Source organism: Actinomadura sp. GTD37 (assembly GCF_041951365.1).
GTDB lineage: Bacteria > Actinomycetota > Actinomycetes > Streptosporangiales > Streptosporangiaceae > Spirillospora.
The window spans coordinates 282,524-304,500 of record NZ_JBGNUS010000002.1 but is presented as its reverse complement, the minus strand read 5'-3'; the positions used below and the strand labels follow the sequence as shown (position 1 = coordinate 304,500).

Below are 21,977 nucleotides of genomic sequence, written 5' to 3'. Positions count from 1 at the left end.
GCGGCGCGGCGGAGGCCCCGGCCCCCCGGCCTCGCTCCCCCGGCGCCGGGCCTGCCCGCCGGCCGCGGGGCTCCCCCGGGGCGGGGCGGTCAGGCGGCGGGGAGGGTGCGGGCGAGGGCGGAGGCCTCGGTGAGGTCGGTGCCGCGGGAGTCGAGGGCGGCGCTGTCGGCGCGGTGGGGGTCGGCGTTGCCGCCCGCGACGGACTCCTCCGGCCGCTGCGTCACCTCGACGAGCAGCCCCCGGTCGCCGATCCGGCCCCGGACGGTCCAGGTCGGGAGGCCGATGTCGGCGCGCAGGCGCGGCGCCGCGAGCAGCGGATCGCCGGACGGCAGGTCCCGGCCGCCCACCCGCAGCCGGACGAACGGGAGCGGCGGCAGCCGGTCCAGCCCCGGCCGCGTCGACACGGCCGCCACGATCTCGCAGACGTCCCCGCCGCCGAGATCGGCGTGCAGCCACGCCCACCGCCGCGCGTTCCCGTGGCCGTAGATCCGGGCGGACGCGCCCGGCGCGCCCGCGAGCTCCAGCACCCGGTCGCCGAAGCGCACCGCGCCGTCGTACGCCGCCGCCGGTTTCGGGACGATCTGCGCCGCCGGCAGCAGCTCCCGCTCCCAGGCCCAGCGCGGGAACGTGTGCATCGGCCGCCCGCCGCCCGACTCGCGCAGGTCCCAGCTGATCGTCCCGGCCGTGCCGGTGAGCCGGTCGCCGGTCCGGGCGACGGGCCCGGCGGTGAACGCGGCGTCCTCGGGAGGCTCCCATCCGTACGGGCCGAACCGCGCGAGGACCGGGCGCTCGCCGGGCGGGAACACGGCGGCCCACCCGTGCGCGCGGACCCCGCCGCCCGCGGGCGCGACCAGCTCGTGGTGGAGCCACACGCCGGCGCCGGTCGCCGGGTCGGTCAGCGTCGTGTACCAGACCTCCAGCCGCCCGGCCTGCCCCCGCCACCGCGACCACATCGGATCGGCCCCCGGGAACCGGAAGCCGCCGAGGAAGCCGAGCAGGTCGCGCCGCACGTCGAAGCGCAGCCGGGCCTCGCCGACCACGGAGCCGTCCGCGTCCGTCACCGTGAGCGGCAGGACCGTCATGGACCGGACGGGGCGCGCCGCCCTGACGGTCTTCCACCCGTCCAGGCGGAGCCGGCGCCCGTCGCCGGCGGCGAAGTCCAGCGTGTACCTGATCCGCCGCGCCGCGACCGGGGCCACCCGCAGCCGCCCGGCGGCCGGGCCGTCCGCCCAGCCGGGCACCTGGACGCGCCCGCTCAGCTCGCCCTCCACGTCGCCCCAGGGACGCAGGACGCCCGGCAGGCAGGCGGTCAGCTCCAGCCGCACCGGGCGCTCCCCGCCCTCCCCGGCGAGCCGGAGCGTGCCCTCCATGACCTCCCGGAACACCGTCCGCCGCGCGCTCACCGGACGTCCAGCATGATCGCCTCGGTCTTGGCGAAGTAGGCGGTCGCTGCGGCGCGCGCCCGCTCCGCGCCGCCGTCGCACAGCGCGCTGATCAGCGGGGCGAGGCGGTCCGCCGCGGCGGCCGGGTCGGCGAACGCGTGCGAGAAGCCCTCGCGGACGGTCATGTAGGCGTTCAGCAGCGCGTTGACCATGAAGCCGTACACGCGGTTGCCGGTGGCGGCCGCGATGACGCGGTGCACCTCGCACTCGGCGAGCTGCGCCGCGTCCCCGTCCGCCGCGTCCCGCACCTGCGCGGCCAGCTCCCGCAGCCGCGCCCGCTGCGCGTCCGTCGCGTTCGCCGCCGCCTTGGCCGCGACCTGCGCGCCGACCTCGCGCCGCACCTCGAAGATCTCCGCCATCCAGGCCTGCCCGACCGTGCCGACCAGCATCGGCAGCAGCTCCGGCCCGCCGAGCCGCTCGTAGTCGCGGACCCGCGTCCCCACCCCGTGCCGCGTCTCCAGGAGCCCCAGCTGCGCGAGCCGGACGATCGCGTGCTTCAGCGACGTCCGGGTGACCTCGTAGCCGGCGGCCAGCTCCCGCTCGGGCGGCAGGTAGGAGCCGGGCGGGTAGCGGCCGCTCAGCACGTCGTCGCGCAGCCGGCCGACGAGCGAGTCGACGACGGTGTCGCGGGGGATCGGCGAGGACGGCACCGGGCACCTCCAGAGGTCTAGTGGCTCAGCCACTGGACCACGAACTGCGAATCGGCGTCAAGACCGTGGCAGGCTGGAGGACCGGGAAGACGCGAGAGGGGACGACCATGCTCGGCACGCTCGACTGGGAACCGGCGAACGCACGGCGCGACCTCCTTGCGGACCCCGTCGCCGCCGCGATCGGCGCCCTGCCGGACGCCGAGGCCGCCCCGATCGACCCGGAACTGGCCGACACCGCCGCGTTCTGCGAGCGCTACGGCGTCCCCCTCGACGCCAGCGCCAACTGCGTGGTCGTCGCCGCCAAGCGCGGCGGCCGGGTCGCCTACGCCGCCTGCATGATCCTCGCCAACGGCCGCGCGGACGTGAACGGCGTCGTCCGCAAGCACCTCGGCGCCCGCAAGGCGTCGTTCGCGCCGATGGCCGAGGCCACGTCCCTCACCGGCATGGAGTACGGCGGCATCACCCCGGTCGGCCTGCCCGGCGGCTGGCCGATCCTGGTGGACGAGTCCGTCGCCGCGGCGGCGCACGTCGTCATCGGCAGCGGCCTGCGCAGGTCGAAGATCCTCCTGCCCGGCAAGGCACTCACGGCCCTCCCGGACGCCGAGGTCATCGCCCTCGCCCTGTGAGACCCGGAGATCCTCACGGGGCCCGGCGGCTCGCCCTCCAGTCCGCCTACCCGGTCGAGTCGATGGGGTAGCGGGTCCCGCCGGCGGCGCGGGCGCGGTCGAGCAAGGCGCGGTTGGCGGCGAGCATCTCCGGGACGGTCGCGCAGCCCGGCGAGGCGGTCCGCAGGACGCCGAACAGGACCGGGTCGTCCGGCAGGGGCGGCCTGGGGAGGGGCCCGGCCCGCAGCGGCTTGACCACGATGACGCCGCTGAGGCCCAGGTCGGCCGCGGTCATCCCGGCGAGCGTCGACTCGATCACGGCGGCGGCGCGGGACGCGGGCAGGAAGACCGTCCCCCACGGATGCGGGCGCGCCCACTCGCCGGCGGCGATCAGTTCCGCCACGTCGGGACGCATCCGGTCGGCGAAGTCGAGGTAGCCGAGGCGCTCGGTCTCCGCGGTGCCGGGCGGCGGCTCGCCCTCGTCCCCGTACAGGACGGCCTTGGCCTCGAACCTCCAGCCGCCGTCCGCGGGCACGACCTGGCCAGCGGCGTACTCGGCGCGCACCCCGCGCAGGACGCGGAGCAGGTCCGCCGCGTCCCGGCACGGGACCGTGCAGGCCAGTACCCGCTCCGGGGCGGGGACGAGCCGCAGCGTCGCGCCCGTGATGACGCCGTGCCCGCCCAGCCCGCCGCGGACGGCGTCGAAGAGGCCGGGCCGGACGGCGGGGGAGCAGGTCACGAGCTCCCCGCCGGCGACCACGTCCAGGGCGAGGACGTTGTCGGCCTGCGTCCCGTGCAGGAGGGACGTCCCGCCGACGCCGCCGGTGGAGACCGTCCCGCCGACCGTCACGTCCAGGTAGTCGGTCAGGACGGGCGGCGTCAGCCCGAGCGGCAGCGTCGCGGCGAGGACCTCGCGCCAGGTCGTCCCCGCGCCGGCGGCCGCGTGCCGCTCGCCGACCTCGGTGACGCCCGCGAGCCCGCGCAGGTCGAGCGAGACGCCGGTGGTCAGCGACTGGCCGCCCGCGGAGTGCCCGGCGCCGCGCGGGACGGCGTCCAGGCCCTGCGCGGCGGCCTCGCGGACGGCGGAGACGACCTCCCGCGCCGAGGCGGGCCGGACGTCGCGCGCGGGCGACCGCTCGACGATTCCCCCGAAGTCGCGCATGCTCATGCCCCCCAGGCCGGTGGACGGTGCCCCCGACCACGTTAGCTGGCGGGGCGGCTAGCGGTCGCGCAGGCGGTCGGCCACGCGGCCGAGGGCGTCGCCGAGCAGGTCGATCTCGTCCGGCGTCAGCACGTCGATGAGCGCCTCGCGGACGACGCGGCGGTGCCCAGGGCGGACGCGGTCGAGGGCGGCGGCGCCCTCGTCGGTCAGCTCCGCCCACACCGAGCGCCGGTCCGCCGCGCAGCCCGTCCGCTCGACGAGCCCGGCCCGCTCCAACTGGGTGACCTGGTAGGTGAGGCGGCTCTTCGACACCATCACCTCCCGCGCCAGGTCGGACATGCGGAGCCGGCGGTCCGCCGCGGTCCGCAGCCTGACGAGCACCTCGAACTCGGCGTGCGACAGCCCGCCGTCGTGCTTGAGCTGCCGCTCGACCTCGTGGTCGACCAGATGGCCCGCGGCGAGGAAGGCCGTCCAGGCGCGCAGTTCGCGTGGTTCCAGCGCGTCCCCCGCTTCGTCCATGCGGTGATCCTAGTTGGTATGAATTTGAATCACTGTGCCGGCGTTCTGCCAGGTCCCGGCGATCGGCCCGGACCCCGCCCGCGGGGCGGGTGTGATCTGGGCAACATTTCCGCCGCGGGCCGGGGTGCCGTGACCGTCGCGTCAGGACCGGTCACCTGGGGCGGAAAGGAATATGGCCCGCTCCAATCGCCCGGGAACGTTCCCCCGGCCCCCTGACATCCGCCTTTTCAGCCTCCTGCTCCTTAGCGTCGAAGTGACAAGATGTTCCTGATGACCGTTTTTGGGCATGAGTGATCGCTGAGGGTTTCTGGAGAGGCGGGTCGCAGGTGTCGCGCGGTAGTGAGTTCCTAGTGGTGGCCAATCGACTTCCGGTCGACCGGAACGTCGGGACGGACGGCGTCCCCCGCTGGAGGCGGAGTCCCGGCGGGCTGGTGAGCGCGATCGCCCCGGTCATGCGGCGGCGGCAGGGCACCTGGATCGGCTGGACCGGCGCGCCGGACGAGGAGATCGAGCCGTTCGAGGAGGACGGCATGTCGCTCCACCCCATCGCGCAGTCCGCGCGGGAGGTCGAGCTCTACTACGAGGGCTTCTCCAACGCGACGCTGTGGCCGCTGTACCACGACGTCGTCGCCCCGCCCGTCTACGACCGGGCGATGTGGGACGCCTACGTCCGCGTCAACAGGAGGTTCGCGGAGGCGGCGGCGAAGGTCGCGTCGAAGAACGCGATCGTCTGGGTGCAGGACTACCAGCTCCAGCTCGTCCCGTCGATGCTGCGCGAGCTGCGCCCCGACCTGCGCATCGGCTTCTTCCTGCACATCCCGTTCCCGCCGGTGGAGCTGTTCTGGCAGCTGCCGTGGCGGCGGCGGATCCTGGAGGGGCTGCTGGGCGCCGACCTGGTCGGGTTCCAGCTGCCCGGCGCGGCGGCCAACTTCGTGCGGCTCTGCCGGCGGCTGCTGGACGCCCGCTACGTCAAGCAGGACGTCTACTGGGACGACCGCGTCGTCCGGGCCCGCGCGTTCCCCATCTCCGTGGACGTCGGCGAGCTGAACGACCTGGTCGGACGCCCGGACGTGCAGGAGCGGGCGCAGGAGATCCGGGCCGACCTGGGCGACGCCACCATCCTGCTCGGCGTGGACCGGCTCGACTACACCAAGGGCATCACGCAGCGGCTGCAGGCGTTCGGGGAGCTGTTCGAGGACGACCGGCTCAAGCCGGGCCAGGCGGTGTTCGTGCAGATCGCCACGCCGAGCCGGGAGCGCGTCGAGCAGTACCAGCTGCTCCGCGAGGAGATCGAGCAGCAGGTCGGGCGGATCAACGGGGAATACGGCGAGATCGGGTTTCCGGTCATCCACTATTTGCACAGTTCGTATGACCGCGCCGAGCTGACCGCGCTCTACCTGGCCGCGGACGTGATGGTGGTGACCCCGCTGCGGGACGGCATGAACCTGGTCGCGAAGGAGTACGTGGCCTGCCGCAAGGACCTGCGCGGCACGCTGGTGCTGAGCGAGTTCACCGGCGCCGCGGCCGAGCTGAAGCGGGGCGCGTTCCAGGTCAACCCGTACGACATCGACGGGCTCAAGGACACGCTGCTGGCGGCGCTGGAGGCCGAGCCGGCCGACCAGGCGCGGCGGATGCGCTCGATGCGCCGCCGCGTGATCGAGAACGACGTGGACCGCTGGGCCCAGTCGTTCCTCAGCGAGCTGGAGCGTCCGGAGCGGTCCGGCCCTGCTGAGCCTGCTCCGGCGGCGCCGGAGGGCTGAGCCGCAGGTCGAAGGCCGCCCACACGGCCTTCCCGCCGGTGGCGAGCCGCGCCCACCCCCACGCGTCGCTGATCGCGCCGACGACGACGAGGCCGCGGCCGCCCTCGACGAACCGGTCGGGGTCGCTCGCCGCGGGCTCGGGCACCCGGCCCGACGGGTCGGTGACCGAGACGACGAGCCGCCGCGGGTGGCCGACCAGCACGAGCTGGATCGGGCACAGCGGCAGCGGCTGGGGGAGTCCCTCCAGGCCGTGCCGCAGGGCGTTGGTCACCAGTTCCGACACCGCCACGACCACGTCCCCGCAGGCGTCGCCGGTAAGGCCCCATTCGTCCAGTGTGGCCTGGGTGAACTCGCGCGCCGAGCGGGGCGCGGTGATCTCCGCGGGGAGCACCCGGCGCGCGGTGCGCGGGGTGCCGGCGTGCGGGGCCGGCCAGAGCCCGGCGAGGCCGGGCACGGCGGCCGGGACGCTCGGGCGCGGGTTCGCGGGGACGTTCGGCGCGGGCGGCGGCTGGGCCGCGTCCGGCCAGGGCGCGTGCACCGCGGCGGCGTGCCGCGGCCGGCCGCCCCCCACGGCGGCGGGGGCTGCGACTTCGTCTGCCTGGTCAACGGTCATGGTCAAACCTCAGAGGCGTGCGGAGTGGTCACCGGCGGGCGTTCGCTATCTTGCTCCCCAAGCCGTGCAGATGCAAGACCGTCTGCATGAACGAATGCAAGAACGAATGCACGTGCATCTCGTACCATCGTGTGGGGTGGGGCGGGATCGCGGTCTCCCCGCGGGGAGGCCAAGACGCCTAGAGGGGGCAGACATGGACGGCCACCACATGTCGGACGTCCGACGCAGCGGGCTCGTCTGGCAGAAGAGCCGGCGGAGCAACCCGTCCGGGAACTGCGTCGAGATGGCCGAACTCCCCAACGGGGAGATCGCCGTACGCAACTCCCGGGACCCCGAGGGGGCGATACTCGTCTACACGCGCGAGGAGGTGGAGGCCTTCGTGGGCGGAGCCAAGGACGGTGACTTCGACCACATGCTCGTCTGACCGGCCGGTAAACCGAACGGCATTCCATTCGGCCGTGCGGCCCGGTAGGTTGCGGCCATGCACCTGGGGCAGATCGCAGCTCAGACGCCCGACAAGCCCGCCGTGATCATGGCGGGCTCCGGGCGGGTCGTCACCTTCCGGGAACTGAACGAGGAGTCCAACCGGCTCGCGCAGCTGCTCCGCGCGGAGGGGCTGCGCCCGGGGGACCACATCGCGTTCATGCTGGAGAACCACCCGCTCTTCCTGGCCGTCGCCTGGGCCGCCCAGCGGTCCGGGCTCTACTACACCGCCATCAGCTCGCGGCTCCAGCCCGAGGAACTCGCCTACATCGTGCGCAACTGCGAGGCGAAGGCGTTCATCACCGGCGCGTCGCTGGAGGCCGCCGCGCAGAACCCGCCGGACGTGCCGCTGCGCCTCATGCTCGGCGGCACGGCCCCCGGGTACGAGTCCTACGAGGAGCGCGTCGCCCGGTACCCGTCCACGCCGATCGAGGACGAGTGCGAGGGCATGGACATGCTCTACTCGTCCGGCACGACGGGCCGCCCCAAAGGGGTGAAGCCGCCGCTGTCCAAGGCGCCCATGGGCGAGCCCGGCCCGCTCTACATGCTGATCACGCATCTGTTCCAGGCCGACGCCGACTCGGTCTACCTGTCCCCGGCGCCGCTGTACCACGCCGCGCCGCTGCGGTACTCGCTCATCTTCCACCGGTGCGGCGCCACCGTCGTGGTGATGGAGAAGTTCGACCCCGAGCAGGCCCTCGCCGCCATCGAGAAGCACCGCGTCACCCACAGCCAGTGGGTGCCGACCATGTTCATCCGGATGCTGAAGCTCCCCGCGGAGACCCGGGCCCGCTACGACCTGTCGTCGCTGGCCTGCGCCGTGCACGCCGCCGCGCCGTGCCCCGTCCCGGTCAAGGAGCGGATGATCGGCTGGTGGGGCCCGATCCTGCACGAGTACTACGCGGGCACCGAGGGCAACTGCTTCGTCTACACCAACTCCGAGGACTGGCTCGCCCACAAGGGCAGCGTCGGGCGTCCCATCCTGGGCGAAGTGCACGTCTGCGACGAGGACGGCGACGAGCTGCCCGCCGGCGAGCCCGGAACGCTCTACTTCGGCAACGGCCCCGAGTTCGAGTACCACGCCGACGAGGAGAAGACGGCCGCGTCCCGCGACCCGAAGGGCCGCGGCTGGACGACCCTCGGCGACGTCGGCTACGTGGACGGGGACGGCTTCCTCTACCTCACCGACCGCCGCGCCTACATGATCATCAGCGGCGGGGTGAACATCTACCCGCAGGAGGCCGAGAACGTCCTCGCGGTGCACCCGAAGGTCGCCGACGTCGCGGTGTTCGGCGTCCCGGACGCCGAGATGGGCGAGGCGGTCAAGGCCGTCGTCCAGCCGGCGGCCGTGGACGACGCCGGTCCCGAGCTGGAGGCCGAGCTGATCGCCTACTGCCGCGACCACCTCGCGCACTACAAGTGCCCGCGGTCGGTCGACTTCCGTCGGGAGCTGCCCCGGCACCCGACCGGGAAGCTCTACAAGCGGCTCCTGAAGGACGAGTACTGGGCCGCGAAGCCCTCCGCGACGGCCTGAGAAGGCCCTGGACGGCGAAACCCCGGCCGGGCCCGTCGAGGGCCCCGGCCGGGGTTTGGAACGCGCCAGGGACGTCCTAGTGCATCGGCATCGGGGTGTCGACCGCGCTGGTGTCCGGCTTCTTGCGCGGCAGCAGCAGCGCCGGCACGAACGCCAGGAGCAGCAGCCCGGCCGCGTACCAGTAGGTGTGCTGGAACGCGTCGGCCATCGGCCCGGCGATCTTCTCCATGACCGCCGGCGGCACCTTCTCGGTGCTGCCGATCTCGCCGCCGGCGCCTCCGCCGAGCTTGGACGTGAGCTGGTTGGCCAGCAGCACCGAGATCATCGCGGTGCCGATGGACGCCGACACCTGCTGGATGATGTTCAGCATCGTGCTGGCGCGCGGCACGTCGTCGTGGCCGAGCGTCTGGATCGCCGCCGCCATGGTCGGCATCATGGTCATGCCCATGCCGAGACCCATCACGAACAGCGCCGCGCCGAGCGCCCAGTAGGACGTGTCGGCCTCCAGGATCGCGGCGAAGCCCGCCATCGACGCCACCACGACGACCATGCCGCCCACCACGACCCGCCCGGGGCCGATGCGGTCGGTCAGCTTGCCGCCGATCGGCATCGTGAGCATCGCGCCGAGGCCCTGCGGGGCCAGCAGCAGGCCCGACGCCAGGGCGCCCTCGCCGCGGACCGTCTGGTAGTACAGCGGCAGCAGCAGCATCGCGCCCATGAACGCGACCATGAACAGCACCATCGTGCCGGACGCGGCCGCGACCGAGCGGCGCTTCAGCAGCCGCAGGTCGATCAGCGGGTTCCGGGCGCTCAGCGCGCGGAACACGAACCCGAGGACCAGGACGGCGCCGGCGGCCGTGAAGACCAGCGGCTCGGTCTTCAGGAAGTCGGCCCCTTCGGCGCCCTTGGCGACGCCGTAGATCAGCGAGGCCAGGCCGGGGGACAGCAGGAGCAGCCCGATGAAGTCGAGCCGCTCGGTCTTCTTCGGCTCGTCCCGCTTGAGGATCCTCGCCGCCAGGAACAGCGCGACGATGCCGATCGGCAGGTTGATGAAGAAGATCCACCGCCAGGACACGTCGTCGACCAGGTAGCCGCCGATGATCGGGCCGAGGATCGGGCCGAGCAGCATCGGCACGCCGACGATGCTCATCACCTGCCCGACCCGCTGCGGCCCCGCCGCCTGGGTCAGGATGGTCATCCCCGCCGGCATGATCATGCCGCCGCCGAGGCCCTGCAGCACCCGGAAGACGATCAACGACTCGGCCGACCAGGCGACTCCCGCCAGCATCGACCCGAGCACGAACAGCCCGATCGAGATCATGTACAGGCGCTTGGTGCCGAACCGCGCCGAAGCCCAGCCGGTGATCGGGATCACCGTGGCCAATGCCAGCGTGTAGCCCGTCGCGACCCACTGGATCGTCGCGAGCGAGGTGTCGAACTCCTTGGCCAGGTCGTTGATGGCCACGTTGACGACGGTCACGTCCAGGATCGACATGATCGCCCCGAGGACGACGACCATGGCCACCGCGAGCACTCCGCGATCGAGACCGCCGCCGGCGTCGGGTTCCTTCAGTGGGCCATCCGCCGTCGCTTGAGACGCGGGAGCGGTCAACTCTCATCCAATCGTCAGGGACCCCGCACGCGGGCACGCAGGGACCATCGGCAAGTCTTCAGGGGGTGAGTCGCAAAAATACTGCAGCGACTGACACTTTCGCGAACCGTTAAACTTCGCGCGCTCCGGGAGTATTCCAGCGGGGTCCGACAGATCCGCCCAGCTCGCCCGCCTCCAGGCTGAGACCTCGACCACAGTCGAGGTCAACCGGATGTGACCGACGCGACACCGCATCCTCCCTTCACGAGCCGCAGAGGCAGACCGCCGCGGGTCCCCGAACTCATCGCCCGGAGGGAAGTAATTCGTGGCTCGGCGGGACCGGCCGCCCGGCGGGTCAGAGGCCGACGGTGTCAGAAGCCGGTGGGGTCGGAGGTCGGCGGTGGTCAGAGGTCGACGGGGTCAGAGGTCGACGGTGACGCCGAGGCCGCGGGCGCGGGCCTCCCGGTAGGCGACCGAGGCGGCCGCGACGTCGAGCGCGGCGTGGCCGGTCGACTTGAAGAGGGTCGGTTCCGCGGCCGAACGGCGCCCGGGGTGCCGGCCGTCGAGGACGGCGCCGATGAGGGTCGCCGCGGACGGGTCGGCGCCCTGCAGCTCCCAGGCGCCGGCCGGCGGCGGCTCGGTCACGGCGCCCGGCCATTCCACGAACAGCGACGACGACGCCAGGGTCTCGGCGTCGAACTCCGGGCCGTCGGAGCCGCCGACCGAGCTGAGGTGCGCTCCGTCGGCGAGCCAGGACCGGCGCACCACGGGCTCCCGGCTGGACGTGCAGCAGAGGACGACCTCGGCCGTCTTGACCGCGGCCTCGATGCCGGCGGCGGAGCAGGCGGGCAGGCCCGCGACGAGCCGCTCGGCCCTCTCCAGGTCGCGCGCGCCGACCGTCACCTCCGCCGAGTCCAGCGCGGCGAGGACGGCGAGCTGGGCCCGCGCCTGCGCGCCGGCGCCGATCACGGCGAACCGGGTGGCGCCGGGCGGGGCGAGGGCCAGCATGGCGGCGGTCGCGGTGGCCGCGGTGCGCACCGCGGTGATCGCCTCGGCGTCCATGATCGCCAGCGGGCGGCCGGTCTCCGCGTCGAAATGGGCGACGATGCCGCGGTGGGAGCCGCGGCCGCCCGCGGAGAAGACCGACACGAGCTTGGCCGCCAGGCCCAGTCGCGGGACGTAGCCGGGCATCGCGCCGAGCAGCCCGTGGGCCGAGCGGGCCGCGACGCGCGCCGGGGCGGAGACGACGCCGCGGCTGACGGCGACGAGCGCGGTGCGCACCGCCGCCAGCACCGCGTCCGGCGGGCACGCCGCCCTGGTCTGCTCCCGGTCGAGGACGAGGACTCCGCCGCCCGCGGGGTCAGTCATCGCCTGCCGCCTCGCCCGTGCCGCTCAGCGCGTTCTCCAGCTCGGCCGTGGCGGACGCGAGGGCGTCCTGCAGCTTCCCGAGGGTGGCGTCGTCGAACTCGCTGTCCAGGCCGACGATCGTGACGGCGCAGATGGGCCGTCCGCCTGCGGCGGGCACCGCGCGGCTGACCGAGGCGATGACCTCCTCGTTGCGTCCGCGCTCCAGCGCGAAGCCGGTGCGCCGGGTCCGGTCGATCTCCTTCAGCAGGTCGGCCCTGGCGGCCGCCGGGTGCCCCTGCTCCTCCGCGGCGCGCAGGTAGGGGACGCGGGCGGCCTCGTCCAGCGCGGAGACCAGGGCGAGCGGGCCCGCGAACTTGTGGATCGGCAGCAGCTCGCCCAGCAGGTCGGTGATCATCGCGAGCCGCGGCGGCCGGACGACGTCGATCACCCGGCCGCCGTCCGGTTCGAGCACTTGCAGGTTCACCATCATCGCGGTCCGGTCGGACAGCGCCTGGAGCACCGGCCGACTCAGCACCACCAGTGAGTTCGCGGCCGCCGCCTGGGAGAACTGGAGCACGACGGGCCCCGGCAGGTAGCGGTCCTCGCTGCGCATGATCCAGCCGCGCCGCACCAGCTCGAGGAGGATGCGGTAGGCGGTGGCGCGGTGCATCCCCGCCTCGTTCGCCAGCTCGCTGAGTCGAAGCGGGCGGTCGGCCCGGACGACGGTCTCGATGAGGTCCAGGGCCTTGTCCACGGCAGAGCTGGCCGGTCTGGGCAACTTCCCTCCACTGGCGTTGAGCGCGCTTCCGATGCTTGACGCACATTATCAGACGTTGCTAATGTTGTAACAGTTGTTACGGTGTACGTAACACATTGAGGATCCACCCCCCTCACCTCGCGAGGCTCGAGAACGGAGACAGGGCGATCGCCATGGTGGACAGAGACGAACGACCGATCGCCGGCAACGACCCGGCTCCCGCCCCCTTCGCCGCCGCCGAACCGGGGCAGGTCGTGATCTACCGCGGCGTCTCGCTGATCGACGGGACCGGCGCCCCCGCGCGGCACGGCATGGCGGTGGTGACGGACGGCCCGACGATCACGGCGGTCGCGCCCGAGGACGAGCTCCGCACCCCGGGCCTGCCCGGCGCCGAGACCGTCGACCTGCGCGGCGCGTTCCTGCTGCCCGGCCTGATCGACACCCACCAGCACCTGTCGACGCCGCCGAACCGCGCGCAGGCCGAGGAGCTGATGCGGCGGCAGCTGTACGGCGGCGTCACCGCGGTCCGCGAGATGGCCGGCGACCTGCGGCAGATGGCCGACCTCGCGCGCGCCGCGCTGGTCGGCGAGATCCCCGGCCCGGACGTCCACAACGCGGCGCTGATGGCGGGCCCCGGCTTCTTCGACGACCCCCGCACCTGGCAGGTGTCGCAGGGGGCGGTCCCCGGCGCCACGGCCTGGATGCAGGCGGTCGACGACGGGACCGACCTCCGGCTGGCCGTCGCGATGGCCCGCGGCACCGGCGCGACGGCCGTCAAGGTCTACGCCGACCTCGAGCCGTCCCTGGTCGCCCGCGTCACCGAGGAGGCGCACCGGCAGGGCATGCGGGTGTGGGCGCACGCGGCGGTCTTCCCCGCGATGCCCCGCGACGTCGTCGCGGCCGGAGTCGACGTCGTGTCGCACGCCCACTACCTCGCCTACGACCTCGCCGGCGACCGGCCGGTGGCGTACCGGCAGCAGCGCGAGCACCTCGCGGACGCCTACGAGCGCTTCCTGGCCGCGCCGGAGGACGCCGTCGACGGGCTGCTGGACGACATGCGGCGCCGCGGCACGATCCTCGACGCCACCGCGAGCCTCACGGCCAGGATCCCGACCAGCGCGCCGGGCGCGGCCGGACTCGCGCCGGACGTCATGCGGCGGCTGATCGGCCGCGCGCGGGCGGCGGGCGTCACGATCTGCACCGGCACCGACTACGAGTCGCCGCAGGGCGACCCGTACCCGTCGCTCCACGACGAGCTCCGCTTCCTGGTCGAGGCGATGGGCATGCCGCCGCGCGAGGTGATCCGCGCGGCCACGCTCGCGGGAGCGGCCGCCGCCGGGCAGGAGGGCGTGATGGGCGCCGTCCGCCCCGGCATGCTCGCCAACCTCCTGGTCGTCGCCGACGACCCGCACGACGACATCGGCCATCTCCGGAACATCATCACGACGGTCAAGCGCGGGCGGCGCCACGACCGGGCCGACTACGACCGGCCCGACCACCACCGGGCCGACCACCACCGGCCCGACCACCACCGGGCGTCCGCCACCGGGGCCGGGGCGACCATCGAAGAGGGGGCGCGGGAGTGAGCGTCGACATCGCGGACTTCATCGTCGTCAACGCGCTGGGCGGGCTGGACAACCCGAACGCCCCGGCGTCGCTGACCGCCTCCGGCGCGCTCGTCCAGACCAGCGAGCAGCTGACCGTCGACGCGCGCACGCTGGCGGACGCGCACGCCTCCGGCGTGACGGCGATCAACGTGACGCTCGGCTACACGATGGGCGACCTCCCGCCCTACGAGCACACGCTGCACGAGATCCGCACCTGGGACGCGATCATCGCCGCGCACCCGGAAGACCTGATGCGGATCGACACGGCCGCGGACTTCGCGGAGGCGAAGCGGCTGGGCAGGATCGGCATCGTCTACGGCTTCCAGAACGCCGCCGCGGTCGACGACGACGCCGGACGGATCGGCACGTTCGCGGAGCTGGGCGTCCGGGTGATCCAGCTGACCTACAACCAGGCGAACCAGATCGGCGACGGCTCGATGGCGCCGGAGAACCGCGGGCTGACGCCGCTCGGACGCGAGGTCGTGGCGGCCCTCAACGAGCACCGCGTCATGGTCGACCTCTCGCACAGCGGCGAGCGGACGTGCCTGGAGGCGGCGCGGATCTCCGCGCAGCCCGTCTCCATCAACCACACGGGCTGCCGCGCGCTCGTCGACCTGCCGCGCAACAAGACCGACGAGGAACTGCGGCTGGTCGCCTCGCGGGGCGGCTTCGTCGGCATCTACTTCATGCCGTTCCTCAACGCGTCCGGGCACGCCACCGCCGCGGACGTGGTGGAGCACATCGTGCACGCCGTCGACGTCTGCGGCGAGGACCACGTCGGCATCGGCACCGACGGGACGATCACCGCCGTCGACGACCTGGACGCCTACCGCGACCGGCTCGCCGAGCAGGTCGCGCGGCGCCGGGCGGCCGGCGCGTCCGCGGCCGGCGAGCGGAGCGACACCTACCCGTTCGTCGTCGACCTGCGCGGCGTCGGCCAGTTCCGGGAGCTGGCGCGGCTGCTGGCGGAGCGCGGCTACTCCGCGAGCCGGATCGAGAAGATCCTCGGCCTGAACTTTCACAACTACGCGAAGGCGGTCTGGGGCCGATGACACTGTTCACGAAAGGCGGGGCCGTGCGGCGCCTCCCGCTCCTCGCCGGGGCGCTGGCCGCGCTCCTGCCGCTCGCGGCGTGCAGCGGCGGCGGCGCGGCGTCCACCGCGGCGAAGCCCGGGGCCATGACGTTCGGGTCGCTGCCCGCGCAGACGGGCACGCCCAAGGACGGCGGCGCCATCGACATCGGCCAGCAGCCGGGCGCCGGGCCGTTCTACATGCTGCCGGTCGTGCCCGGCGCGTTCAACTCGACGTTCGTGACCTACCAGTTCCAGCGGCTCATGTACCGGCCGCTCTACTGGTTCCCGCAGGGCGCGAGCCACAAGGTCGACGAGTCGCTCAGCCTGGCCGCCCTGCCGGAGTTCTCCGACGGCAACAAGACCGTGACCATCAAGCTGCGGGAGGGCTACAAGTGGTCCGACGGCAACCCCGTCGAGGCCGATGACGTGGTCTTCTTCATCGACCTGGTGAAGGCGGCGCTCAAGAAGAGCCCGGCCAACTGGGCCGACTACACCCCGGGCCAGTTCCCCGACAGCATCGCCGGGGTGGAGGCCACCTCGAAGAGCACGGTGACGCTGAGGCTCAAGGAGGCGTACAACCCGGAGTGGTTCACCGCCAACCAGCTGACCTCCGTCATCCCGCTCCCGGCCGACCAGTGGTCCCGCACGTCGGCCGGCGGCCCGATCGTCGACCACTCCTCGCCCGAGAACGCCAAGGCGATCTACGCCTACCTCGACAAGGCGTCCCGGGACCCGGCCACGTTCGCGACGGACCCGCTCTGGCGGACGGTGAACGGCCCGTACCGGCTGAGCAGCTTCGACGTCACCACGAACGCGTACACGATGACCGCGAACGAGGCGTACGCCGGGCCGCAGAAGCCGCACATCAAGACGCTGAACTTCCGGCCGTTCACGTCCGAGACGGCCAAGTTCAACCAGCTCCTCAGCGGCAAGCTGACCGCGGCCACGGTCGACCAGAACAACGTGGGGCAGGTGGCGGCGCTCAAGGCCGCGGGCTACCACGTCTACGGCGCGCCCAGGCTGGGCTTCAGCTTCATCATGCTCAACTTCAAGGACACGACCGGCAACGTCGACAAGCTCTACGCCCAGCACTACATCCGGCAGGCGCTGCAGCATCTGATCGACCAGCCCGGCTACATCGCCAGCAAGGGGATGTACAACGGCGCGGCCGTCGAGAGCTACGGCCCGGCCCCGGCGAGTTCGCCGTACGTGTCAGGGAACGTCGCCACCGCGCCGTACCCCTACGATCCGGCCGCCGCCCGGAAGCTGCTGGAGGACCACGGCTGGAAGGTGGTGCCGGACGGCGCCACGACCTGCGAGCGCCCCGGCACCGGGCCGTCGCAGTGCGGGGCCGGGATCCCGCAGGGGCAGACGATGAAGTTCAACCTCTTCTACCGCAGCGAGCCGCAGCTGCACAGCGCGGTGAGCACCGCGTTCGCCTCGGCGGCCCGCAAGCTGGGCGTGACGGTCACGGTCGCGCCGAAGACGTTCAGCTTCCTGATCCAGAACTTCAACGTGCCCGCGGCGCCCTCGAAGGCCGGCGAGTGGGCCATGTCGACCTGGGGCGGCTTCAGCACGAAGCCCTACCCGACGATGTCGGGCGTCTTCGACACCAAGGGCTCGGGCAACGTCGGCGCCTACAGCGACCCCGAGACCGACGAACTGATCCGGGCCTCGGTGCACGGCGCCGACCGCAAGGCCGTCCAGGCGGAGATCGAGCATCTGCGGACCGGCCTGCCCGTGCTCTGGCTGCCGAACGCGCACACCATCTGGGCCTGGAAGGACACCGTGTCCGGCCCGCCGGACTCCTTCGCCAACCTGCCGGCCAGCGTGCTCACCCCCGAGTACTGGTACCTGAAGTAACCGGGCCCGCCGGAGCCGGAGACGGCCGTCGAAACGAAAGGAGGCAGGGCGTGGTCCAGTATGTGCTGCGGCGGCTGGGAACGTCGGCGATCGTGATCCTGGGCGTCTCACTGATCACCTTCCTGCTGCTGCACGGGATGTCCGGGTCCCCGGGCCGGGCGATCCTCGGCGTCCAGGCGAGCGCGGAGGCGGTGGCCGCCTTCGACCGGGAGCACGGCTACGACCGGTCGCTCGTCGTCCAGTACCTCGACTACCTGGGCGGGTTGCTCCACGGCGACCTCGGCCACTCCTACAAGCTGAACCAGAGCGTGAACGCGCTGCTGGCGGAGAACGCGGGCCGGACGGCGATGCTGTCGGCGGTCGCGCTCGTCCTCGCGATCGCCGTGGCCGTCCCGCTCGGGGTGTTCCAGGCGGTGCGGCGCAACAGCGTCGGCGACAACGTGCTGACCGCGCTCACCTTCGTCACCTACTCGATGCCCGTGTTCCTGCTCGCGATGCTGCTGATCCAGTTCTTCGCGATGGGGCTGGGCGTGCTGCCCGCGCAGGCGGCGCAGTCCAGTTCCGACTTCGTCGTCTTCACCGAGCCGCGCGCCATGCTGCTCCCGGTGCTGACGCTGACCGGGGTCACGGTCGCGATGTACTCCAGATACCAGCGGTCCGCGGCGCTCGACCAGCTCGCGCAGGACTACATCAGGGTGGCGCGGGCGAAGGGCCTGTCCATGCGCCTGGTGCTCACCCGGCACCTGCTGCGCAACGCCTGCGTGCCGCTGGTGACCCTGATCGGCATGTCGATCCCGCTCCTGCTGGCGGGGAACCTGGTGGTCGAGTCCGTCTTCAACTACCCGGGGCTGGGGCTGCTCTTCTTCAACGGCCTGAACAACCAGGACTATCCCGTCCTGCTGGGCTACACGCTGGTCGCCGCGACGCTGACCGTCCTCGGGAACCTCGTGGCGGACGTGCTCGTGGCGGCCACCGACCCGAGGACGCGGCGCGCATGACCGAATCCCCGACCGACAAGCCCGACAGGACCGGCAAGGCCGGCGGGGCGGCGACGCTGACCGCGCCGGACGTCCGCGGCGTCCGCCTGCCGGACACCATGAGCGGATGGCGGCTCACCGCGCGGGAGTTCGTCCAGAACCGGCTCGCCGTCGTCGGCCTCGGCATCATCGTCTTCTTCGTCCTGTTCTGCTTCGCCGGGCCGTACCTGTACGCGACCGACCAGGTGACCGTCGACCCCGTGAGCAGCCTCCTGGCGCCCGGCGGCGGGCACCCGCTCGGCACCGACGCGCAGGGCTTCGACGTGCTCGGCCGGATCATGCTGGGCGGCCGGGCGTCGCTCCAGATCGGGCTGTTCGCGGCGCTGATCGCCACCGGGATCGGCACCCTGTACGGCACCGTCGCCGGTCTCGCCGGCGGTGCGGTGGACGGGTTCATGATGCGCGTGGTCGACACGCTGCTGTCGATCCCGTTCCTGTTCATCGTGCTGATCGTCGCCACCCGGTTCAGCTCCACGGTGCTGTCGCTGAGCCTGATCCTGGGCGCGTTCTCGTGGCTCGCGCCGGCCCGCCTCGTCCGGGCCGAGGTGCTGACGCTGCGCTCGCGCGGGTTCGTCGCGGCGGCGACGGTGATGGGGGCGACCAAGGCGCGGATCGTCGCCCGGCACCTGATCCCGAACGCGCTCGGCGTGGTGATCGTCAACATCACCTTCCAGGTCGCCGACGCGATCATCGCGGTGTCGCTGCTGGGCTTCCTCGGCTTCGGGCTCAACTACCCGGACGTCGAGTGGGGGACGCAGCTGTCGGCGGGGGTGTCCTACCTGCTGGCGGGCTCCTGGTGGCTGATCTACCCGGTCGGCGGCTGCCTGGTCCTGGTGGTCATGGCGTTCAACTTCGTCGGGGACGCGCTGCGCGACTCGATCGACGTACGGCTGAGGCGGCGCTGATGCCCGCCCGCGCAGGAAGGTCGCACATGAACCCCGACGCCCACCCGGCACCGGACGACGACAGCGTCCTGGCGATCGAGGGCCTGTCCGTCGGCATCCGGCTCCGCAAGTCGGACGCGGGCGTGGTCGGCGGCGTCGACCTGCGCCTGCGCCGGGGCGAGACCCTCGGGCTGGTGGGGGAGTCCGGGTGCGGGAAGTCGATGACCGGGCTCTCGGTCATGGGCCTGCTCCCGCCCGGCGGACGCGTCACGGCCGGGTCGGTCAAGCTCGCCGGACGGGAGCTGGTCGGCCTCCCGGAGAAGCACTACCAGCGGATCCGCGGCAACGAGATCGCCATGGTCTTCCAGGACCCGATGACGTCGCTGAACCCCACCAAGACCATCGGCGACCAGGTCGCCGAGCCGGTCCGGCTGCACCGCGGCGCGAGCCCGAAGGAGGCCCGCGACCGGGCGTCGGAGATGCTCGCGCTGGTCGGCATCGCCCGGCCCGCCGAACGGCTCGGCCAGTACCCGCACGAGCTGTCCGGCGGCCTGCGCCAGCGGGTCATGATCGCGATGGCGCTGTCCTGCGAGCCGAAGGTGCTGATCGCGGACGAGCCGACGACGGCGCTCGACGTGACCGTCCAGGCCCAGGTCCTCCGGCTGCTGCACGACCTCAAGGACCGGCTCGGCATGGCCATGCTGCTGATCACCCACGACATGGGCGTGATCGCGCAGTGGGCCGACCGGGTCAGCGTCATGTACGCCGGCGGCATCGTCGAGAGCGCCCGCACCGGCGACCTGTTCACGGGCATGCGGCACCCGTACGCGCAGGCCCTGCTCGCCTGCACGCCGCGGCTGACCCAGCCGCGCGGGCAGGCCCTCTACTCCATTCCCGGCTCCCCGCCCGACCTGGCCCGCCCGCCCGCGGGCTGCCGCTTCGCCGCCCGGTGCGCGCACGCCACCGACCGCTGCCGCAGCGAGGAGCCGGTGCTCGCCGAGGACCGGCCGGGGCACACGCTGGCCTGCTGGAACCCGGTCGACGGCCCGCTCGCCGCGACCGCGCCGCCGGCCCCGGCCGCCCCGGCCGCCGCGGCCGATCCGGCCGCGCCGGAGCCGCCGGAACGGGCGGCCGGGCCGGTGCTCGCCGTCCGCGACCTGGCCAGGGAGTACGCGGCGGGCAGGTCGCCGCTGCGCGGCGGGCGGCGCGGCGTCAAGGCCGTGTCCGGGGTGTCGTTCGAGGTCGCGCAGGGCCGGACGTTCGGCCTGGTCGGGGAGTCGGGCTGCGGCAAGAGCACCCTCGCGCGGATGATCGTCGCACTGGAGAAGCCGTCGTCCGGCGGCGTCACCGCCCTCGGCGCCGAACTCGGCGGGCTGCGCGGACGGGAGTTGCGCCGCCACCGCCGCGACCTCCAGATGATGTTCCAGGACCCGTTCGACGCGCTCGACCCTCGCATGCGGATCGGCGCCATCCTGCGCGAGCCGTTCGCCGCGCAGGGGATCGGGTCGGCGAAGGAGCAGCTGGACGCGATCCGCGGCCTCCTCGACGAGGTCGGCCTGCCGCACAGCGTGCTGGAGCGCTACCCGCACGAGTTCTCCGGCGGCCAGCGGCAGCGCATCGCGCTGGCCCGCGCACTGGCGCTCAACCCGCACGTGATCGTGGCCGACGAGCCGGTGAGCGCCCTCGACGTCTCGATCCGCTCGCAGGTGCTCAACCTGATGAGGCGGCTCCAGGCCAAGCACGGGCTCACCTACGTGGTGATCTCCCACGACCTGACCGTCGTCCGCTACCTGGCGGACACGGTCGGGGTGATGTACCTGGGCAAGCTGGTCGAGGTCGGCTCCCCGGACGACATCTACCTGCGCGCCGCGCACCCGTACACCGCCGGGCTGATCGCCGCGATCCCCGAGCCGGACCCGGCCGCCGGGCCGCCCGGCGACCAGGACGGCATGGACGCCGAGATGCCCAGCCCGTTCGACCCGCCGTCCGGCTGCCGCTTCCGCACCCGCTGCCCCCGCGCGCAGGCCCTGTGCGCCGCGGAGGAACCGGTGCTGCGCGGCTTCGACCCGGGCCACACGGCGGCGTGCCACTTCCCGCTGCGCGACCCGCAGCCCGCCGCCGCCCAGGTCGCTGACCGATGACACTCGCAGAAAGGACGCCGGTGAACACCGACCTCGAACCGTCGATCTGCCCGGTGACGGAGCGGGAGCGCGCCGACCGCGCCGCCGCCGGCGGGGGAGAGCCCACGCTGGCGTTCACCGGCCGCGTGCCGTACGACGCCTACGTCCACGCCAGCACGCTGCACACCCTGCAGCAGACGTTGAGCGACGACCCCGGAGAGATGTCGTTCCTGGTGATCAGCCAGGTGATGGAGCTGTACTTCGGGCTCGTCCGCCATGAGCTGCGCGAGGGGCAGCGCCTGATCAGGGAGGACGACGTGTGGGGCGCCCTGCCGCCGCTGCGCAGGGCGTCCCTGCACCTGGAGGGGCTCAACGCCGGCTGGCGCGGCCTGCGCTGGATGACGCCGACCGACTTCAACCGCTTCCGCGACAAGCTGGGCGAGGGCTCGGGATTCCAGTCCGCGATGTACCGGCACCTGGAGTTCCTGCTGGGGCTCAAGACGGCGTCGCTCGTCCGGCCGTTCCGGCGGCAGCCCGACGTCCACGCGGAACTGGCGGAGGCGCTGCGCGCGCCCAGCCTCTGGGACGACGCCATCGCCCTGCTCGCCCGGAAGGGCCACGACATCCCGGCCGACCTGCTCGGCCGGGACCTCTCCCTGGAACACCAGCCGCACTCGGCGGTCGAGGCCGCCTGGGTGGAGGTCTACACCGACACCGGCCCCGACAACCATCTCCGCATGCTCGGCGAGGCGCTGACCGACGTCGCCGAGCGGTTCGGCGACTGGCGCTACCAGCATCTGATGTCCGTCCGCCGCTCGATGGGCGCCAAGGCGGGCACCGGCGGCTCGAACGGGCTCCACTGGCTCCAGCGCAGCATGGCCAGGGAGGTCTTCCCGGAACTGTGGTCCGCCCGCACCTACATGTAGGAGAG

The 21,977-nt window shown here is 73.1% G+C and carries 19 protein-coding genes; 11 read left to right on the top strand and 8 right to left on the bottom strand.

The genetic code is table 11. From position 1 onward, the window contains the following. Nucleotides 1-89: 89 nt before the first annotated feature. Both ACA511_RS15510 and ACA511_RS15505 read right to left on the bottom strand, forming a co-directional pair. Nucleotides 90-1,403: a hypothetical protein gene (locus ACA511_RS15510; RefSeq protein ID WP_375025008.1), complete on the bottom strand. Its 1,314-nt coding sequence runs from the start codon at nucleotides 1,401-1,403 to the stop codon at nucleotides 90-92. After that, the gene (locus ACA511_RS15505) at nucleotides 1,400-2,092 is read right to left on the bottom strand and encodes a FadR/GntR family transcriptional regulator (RefSeq protein WP_375025007.1); all 693 of its coding nucleotides are present in this window, start codon (nucleotides 2,090-2,092) and stop codon (nucleotides 1,400-1,402) included. The genes ACA511_RS15510 and ACA511_RS15505 overlap by 4 nt, the downstream gene beginning before the upstream one ends. 107 nt (nucleotides 2,093-2,199) lie before the next feature. Here ACA511_RS15505 and ACA511_RS15500 point away from each other — a divergent pair, with 107 nt between their 5' ends. Further along, nucleotides 2,200-2,718, top strand: coding sequence for a YbaK/EbsC family protein (locus ACA511_RS15500; RefSeq protein ID WP_375025006.1), 519 nt, complete (start codon nucleotides 2,200-2,202; stop codon nucleotides 2,716-2,718). Nucleotides 2,719-2,764: 46 nt separating this feature from the next. On the opposite strand, the gene ACA511_RS15495 is transcribed toward ACA511_RS15500, so the two are convergent. Both ACA511_RS15495 and ACA511_RS15490 read right to left on the bottom strand, forming a co-directional pair. After that, complete coding sequence (locus ACA511_RS15495; RefSeq protein WP_375025005.1) at nucleotides 2,765-3,865, bottom strand: FAD-binding protein; 1,101 nt, start codon at nucleotides 3,863-3,865, stop codon at nucleotides 2,765-2,767. Between the two features lie 51 nt (nucleotides 3,866-3,916). Continuing rightward, on the bottom strand, nucleotides 3,917-4,378 hold the full coding sequence (locus ACA511_RS15490; RefSeq protein WP_375025004.1) for a MarR family winged helix-turn-helix transcriptional regulator: 462 nt from the start codon (nucleotides 4,376-4,378) through the stop codon (nucleotides 3,917-3,919). A 326-nt stretch (nucleotides 4,379-4,704) separates the two neighbouring features. On the opposite strand from ACA511_RS15490, the gene ACA511_RS15485 reads away from it, so the two are divergent. Beyond that, entirely contained in the window at nucleotides 4,705-6,138 is a 1,434-nt protein-coding gene (locus ACA511_RS15485) for a trehalose-6-phosphate synthase (RefSeq protein ID WP_375025003.1), read from the top strand. Here the strand turns inward: ACA511_RS15485 and ACA511_RS15480 are convergent. Then, entirely contained in the window at nucleotides 6,071-6,751 is a 681-nt protein-coding gene (locus ACA511_RS15480; RefSeq protein WP_375025002.1) for an ATP-binding protein, read from the bottom strand. The genes ACA511_RS15485 and ACA511_RS15480 overlap by 68 nt on opposite strands. Nucleotides 6,752-6,944: 193 nt before the next feature. Between ACA511_RS15480 and ACA511_RS15475 the strand changes: the two genes are divergently transcribed. Both ACA511_RS15475 and ACA511_RS15470 read left to right on the top strand, forming a co-directional pair. Next, nucleotides 6,945-7,175 (top strand): DUF397 domain-containing protein, encoded by a 231-nt coding sequence (locus tag ACA511_RS15475; RefSeq protein ID WP_375025001.1) that lies wholly within the window; start codon nucleotides 6,945-6,947, stop codon nucleotides 7,173-7,175. A 57-nt stretch (nucleotides 7,176-7,232) separates the two neighbouring features. Further along, entirely contained in the window at nucleotides 7,233-8,768 is a 1,536-nt protein-coding gene (locus tag ACA511_RS15470) for an AMP-binding protein (RefSeq protein WP_375025000.1), read from the top strand. Between the two features lie 76 nt (nucleotides 8,769-8,844). Here ACA511_RS15470 and ACA511_RS15465 read toward each other — a convergent pair whose 3' ends face one another. From ACA511_RS15465 to ACA511_RS15455, 3 genes are all read right to left on the bottom strand, one after another. Beyond that, nucleotides 8,845-10,287 carry a DHA2 family efflux MFS transporter permease subunit gene (locus ACA511_RS15465; RefSeq protein ID WP_375025593.1) on the bottom strand — a complete coding sequence of 481 codons (1,443 nt, stop codon included), beginning with the start codon at nucleotides 10,285-10,287 and terminating at the stop codon, nucleotides 8,845-8,847. Nucleotides 10,288-10,779: 492 nt separating this feature from the next. Further along, a complete protein-coding gene (locus tag ACA511_RS15460) occupies nucleotides 10,780-11,727 on the bottom strand; it encodes an ornithine cyclodeaminase family protein (protein WP_375024999.1) in 948 nt (315 codons plus the stop codon). Then, the gene (locus ACA511_RS15455) at nucleotides 11,720-12,484 is read right to left on the bottom strand and encodes an IclR family transcriptional regulator (protein WP_375024998.1); all 765 of its coding nucleotides are present in this window, start codon (nucleotides 12,482-12,484) and stop codon (nucleotides 11,720-11,722) included. Before ACA511_RS15455 ends, ACA511_RS15460 begins: the two co-directional genes overlap by 8 nt. 152 nt (nucleotides 12,485-12,636) lie before the next feature. Between ACA511_RS15455 and ACA511_RS15450 the strand changes: the two genes are divergently transcribed. The 7 genes from ACA511_RS15450 to ACA511_RS15420 are packed head-to-tail and all read left to right on the top strand — an operon-like array spanning nucleotide 12,637 to nucleotide 21,972. Further along, nucleotides 12,637-14,049 (top strand): amidohydrolase family protein, encoded by a 1,413-nt coding sequence (locus ACA511_RS15450; RefSeq protein WP_375024997.1) that lies wholly within the window; start codon nucleotides 12,637-12,639, stop codon nucleotides 14,047-14,049. Next, the gene (locus ACA511_RS15445; RefSeq protein ID WP_375024996.1) at nucleotides 14,046-15,122 is read left to right on the top strand and encodes a dipeptidase; all 1,077 of its coding nucleotides are present in this window, start codon (nucleotides 14,046-14,048) and stop codon (nucleotides 15,120-15,122) included. Before ACA511_RS15450 ends, ACA511_RS15445 begins: the two co-directional genes overlap by 4 nt. Continuing rightward, nucleotides 15,119-17,005, top strand: a complete 1,887-nt coding sequence (locus ACA511_RS15440) for an ABC transporter substrate-binding protein (protein ID WP_375024995.1) — start codon at nucleotides 15,119-15,121, stop codon at nucleotides 17,003-17,005. The genes ACA511_RS15445 and ACA511_RS15440 overlap by 4 nt, the downstream gene beginning before the upstream one ends. 50 nt (nucleotides 17,006-17,055) lie before the next feature. After that, a complete protein-coding gene (locus ACA511_RS15435; protein ID WP_375024994.1) occupies nucleotides 17,056-18,003 on the top strand; it encodes an ABC transporter permease in 948 nt (315 codons plus the stop codon). Then, the gene (locus ACA511_RS15430) at nucleotides 18,000-18,947 is read left to right on the top strand and encodes an ABC transporter permease (RefSeq protein WP_375024993.1); all 948 of its coding nucleotides are present in this window, start codon (nucleotides 18,000-18,002) and stop codon (nucleotides 18,945-18,947) included. The genes ACA511_RS15435 and ACA511_RS15430 overlap by 4 nt, the downstream gene beginning before the upstream one ends. A gap of 26 nt (nucleotides 18,948-18,973) precedes the next feature. Next, nucleotides 18,974-21,067 (top strand): dipeptide ABC transporter ATP-binding protein, encoded by a 2,094-nt coding sequence (locus ACA511_RS15425; protein WP_375024992.1) that lies wholly within the window; start codon nucleotides 18,974-18,976, stop codon nucleotides 21,065-21,067. Further along, on the top strand, nucleotides 21,064-21,972 hold the full coding sequence (locus tag ACA511_RS15420) for a tryptophan 2,3-dioxygenase (RefSeq protein ID WP_375024991.1): 909 nt from the start codon (nucleotides 21,064-21,066) through the stop codon (nucleotides 21,970-21,972). The genes ACA511_RS15425 and ACA511_RS15420 overlap by 4 nt, the downstream gene beginning before the upstream one ends. The last annotated feature ends 5 nt before the right edge of the window (nucleotides 21,973-21,977 follow it).

Excerpts from the sequence above, each read along its gene's own strand:
- ACA511_RS15500 (WP_375025006.1), top strand. The coding sequence starts at position 2,200 with ATGCTCGGCACGCTCGACTGGGAACCGGCGAACGCACGGCGCGACCTC.
- ACA511_RS15495 (WP_375025005.1), bottom strand. The coding sequence starts at position 3,865 with ATGAGCATGCGCGACTTCGGGGGAATCGTCGAGCGGTCGCCCGCGCGC.
- ACA511_RS15490 (WP_375025004.1), bottom strand. The coding sequence starts at position 4,378 with ATGGACGAAGCGGGGGACGCGCTGGAACCACGCGAACTGCGCGCCTGG.
- ACA511_RS15480 (WP_375025002.1), bottom strand. The coding sequence starts at position 6,751 with ATGACCGTTGACCAGGCAGACGAAGTCGCAGCCCCCGCCGCCGTGGGG.
- ACA511_RS15475 (WP_375025001.1), top strand. The coding sequence starts at position 6,945 with ATGGACGGCCACCACATGTCGGACGTCCGACGCAGCGGGCTCGTCTGG.
- ACA511_RS15470 (WP_375025000.1), top strand. The coding sequence starts at position 7,233 with ATGCACCTGGGGCAGATCGCAGCTCAGACGCCCGACAAGCCCGCCGTG.
- ACA511_RS15465 (WP_375025593.1), bottom strand. The coding sequence starts at position 10,287 with ATGGTCGTCGTCCTCGGGGCGATCATGTCGATCCTGGACGTGACCGTC.
- ACA511_RS15460 (WP_375024999.1), bottom strand. The coding sequence starts at position 11,727 with ATGACTGACCCCGCGGGCGGCGGAGTCCTCGTCCTCGACCGGGAGCAG.
- ACA511_RS15450 (WP_375024997.1), top strand. The coding sequence starts at position 12,637 with ATGGTGGACAGAGACGAACGACCGATCGCCGGCAACGACCCGGCTCCC.
- ACA511_RS15440 (WP_375024995.1), top strand. The coding sequence starts at position 15,119 with ATGACACTGTTCACGAAAGGCGGGGCCGTGCGGCGCCTCCCGCTCCTC.
- ACA511_RS15430 (WP_375024993.1), top strand. The coding sequence starts at position 18,000 with ATGACCGAATCCCCGACCGACAAGCCCGACAGGACCGGCAAGGCCGGC.
- ACA511_RS15425 (WP_375024992.1), top strand. The coding sequence starts at position 18,974 with ATGAACCCCGACGCCCACCCGGCACCGGACGACGACAGCGTCCTGGCG.
- ACA511_RS15420 (WP_375024991.1), top strand. The coding sequence starts at position 21,064 with ATGACACTCGCAGAAAGGACGCCGGTGAACACCGACCTCGAACCGTCG.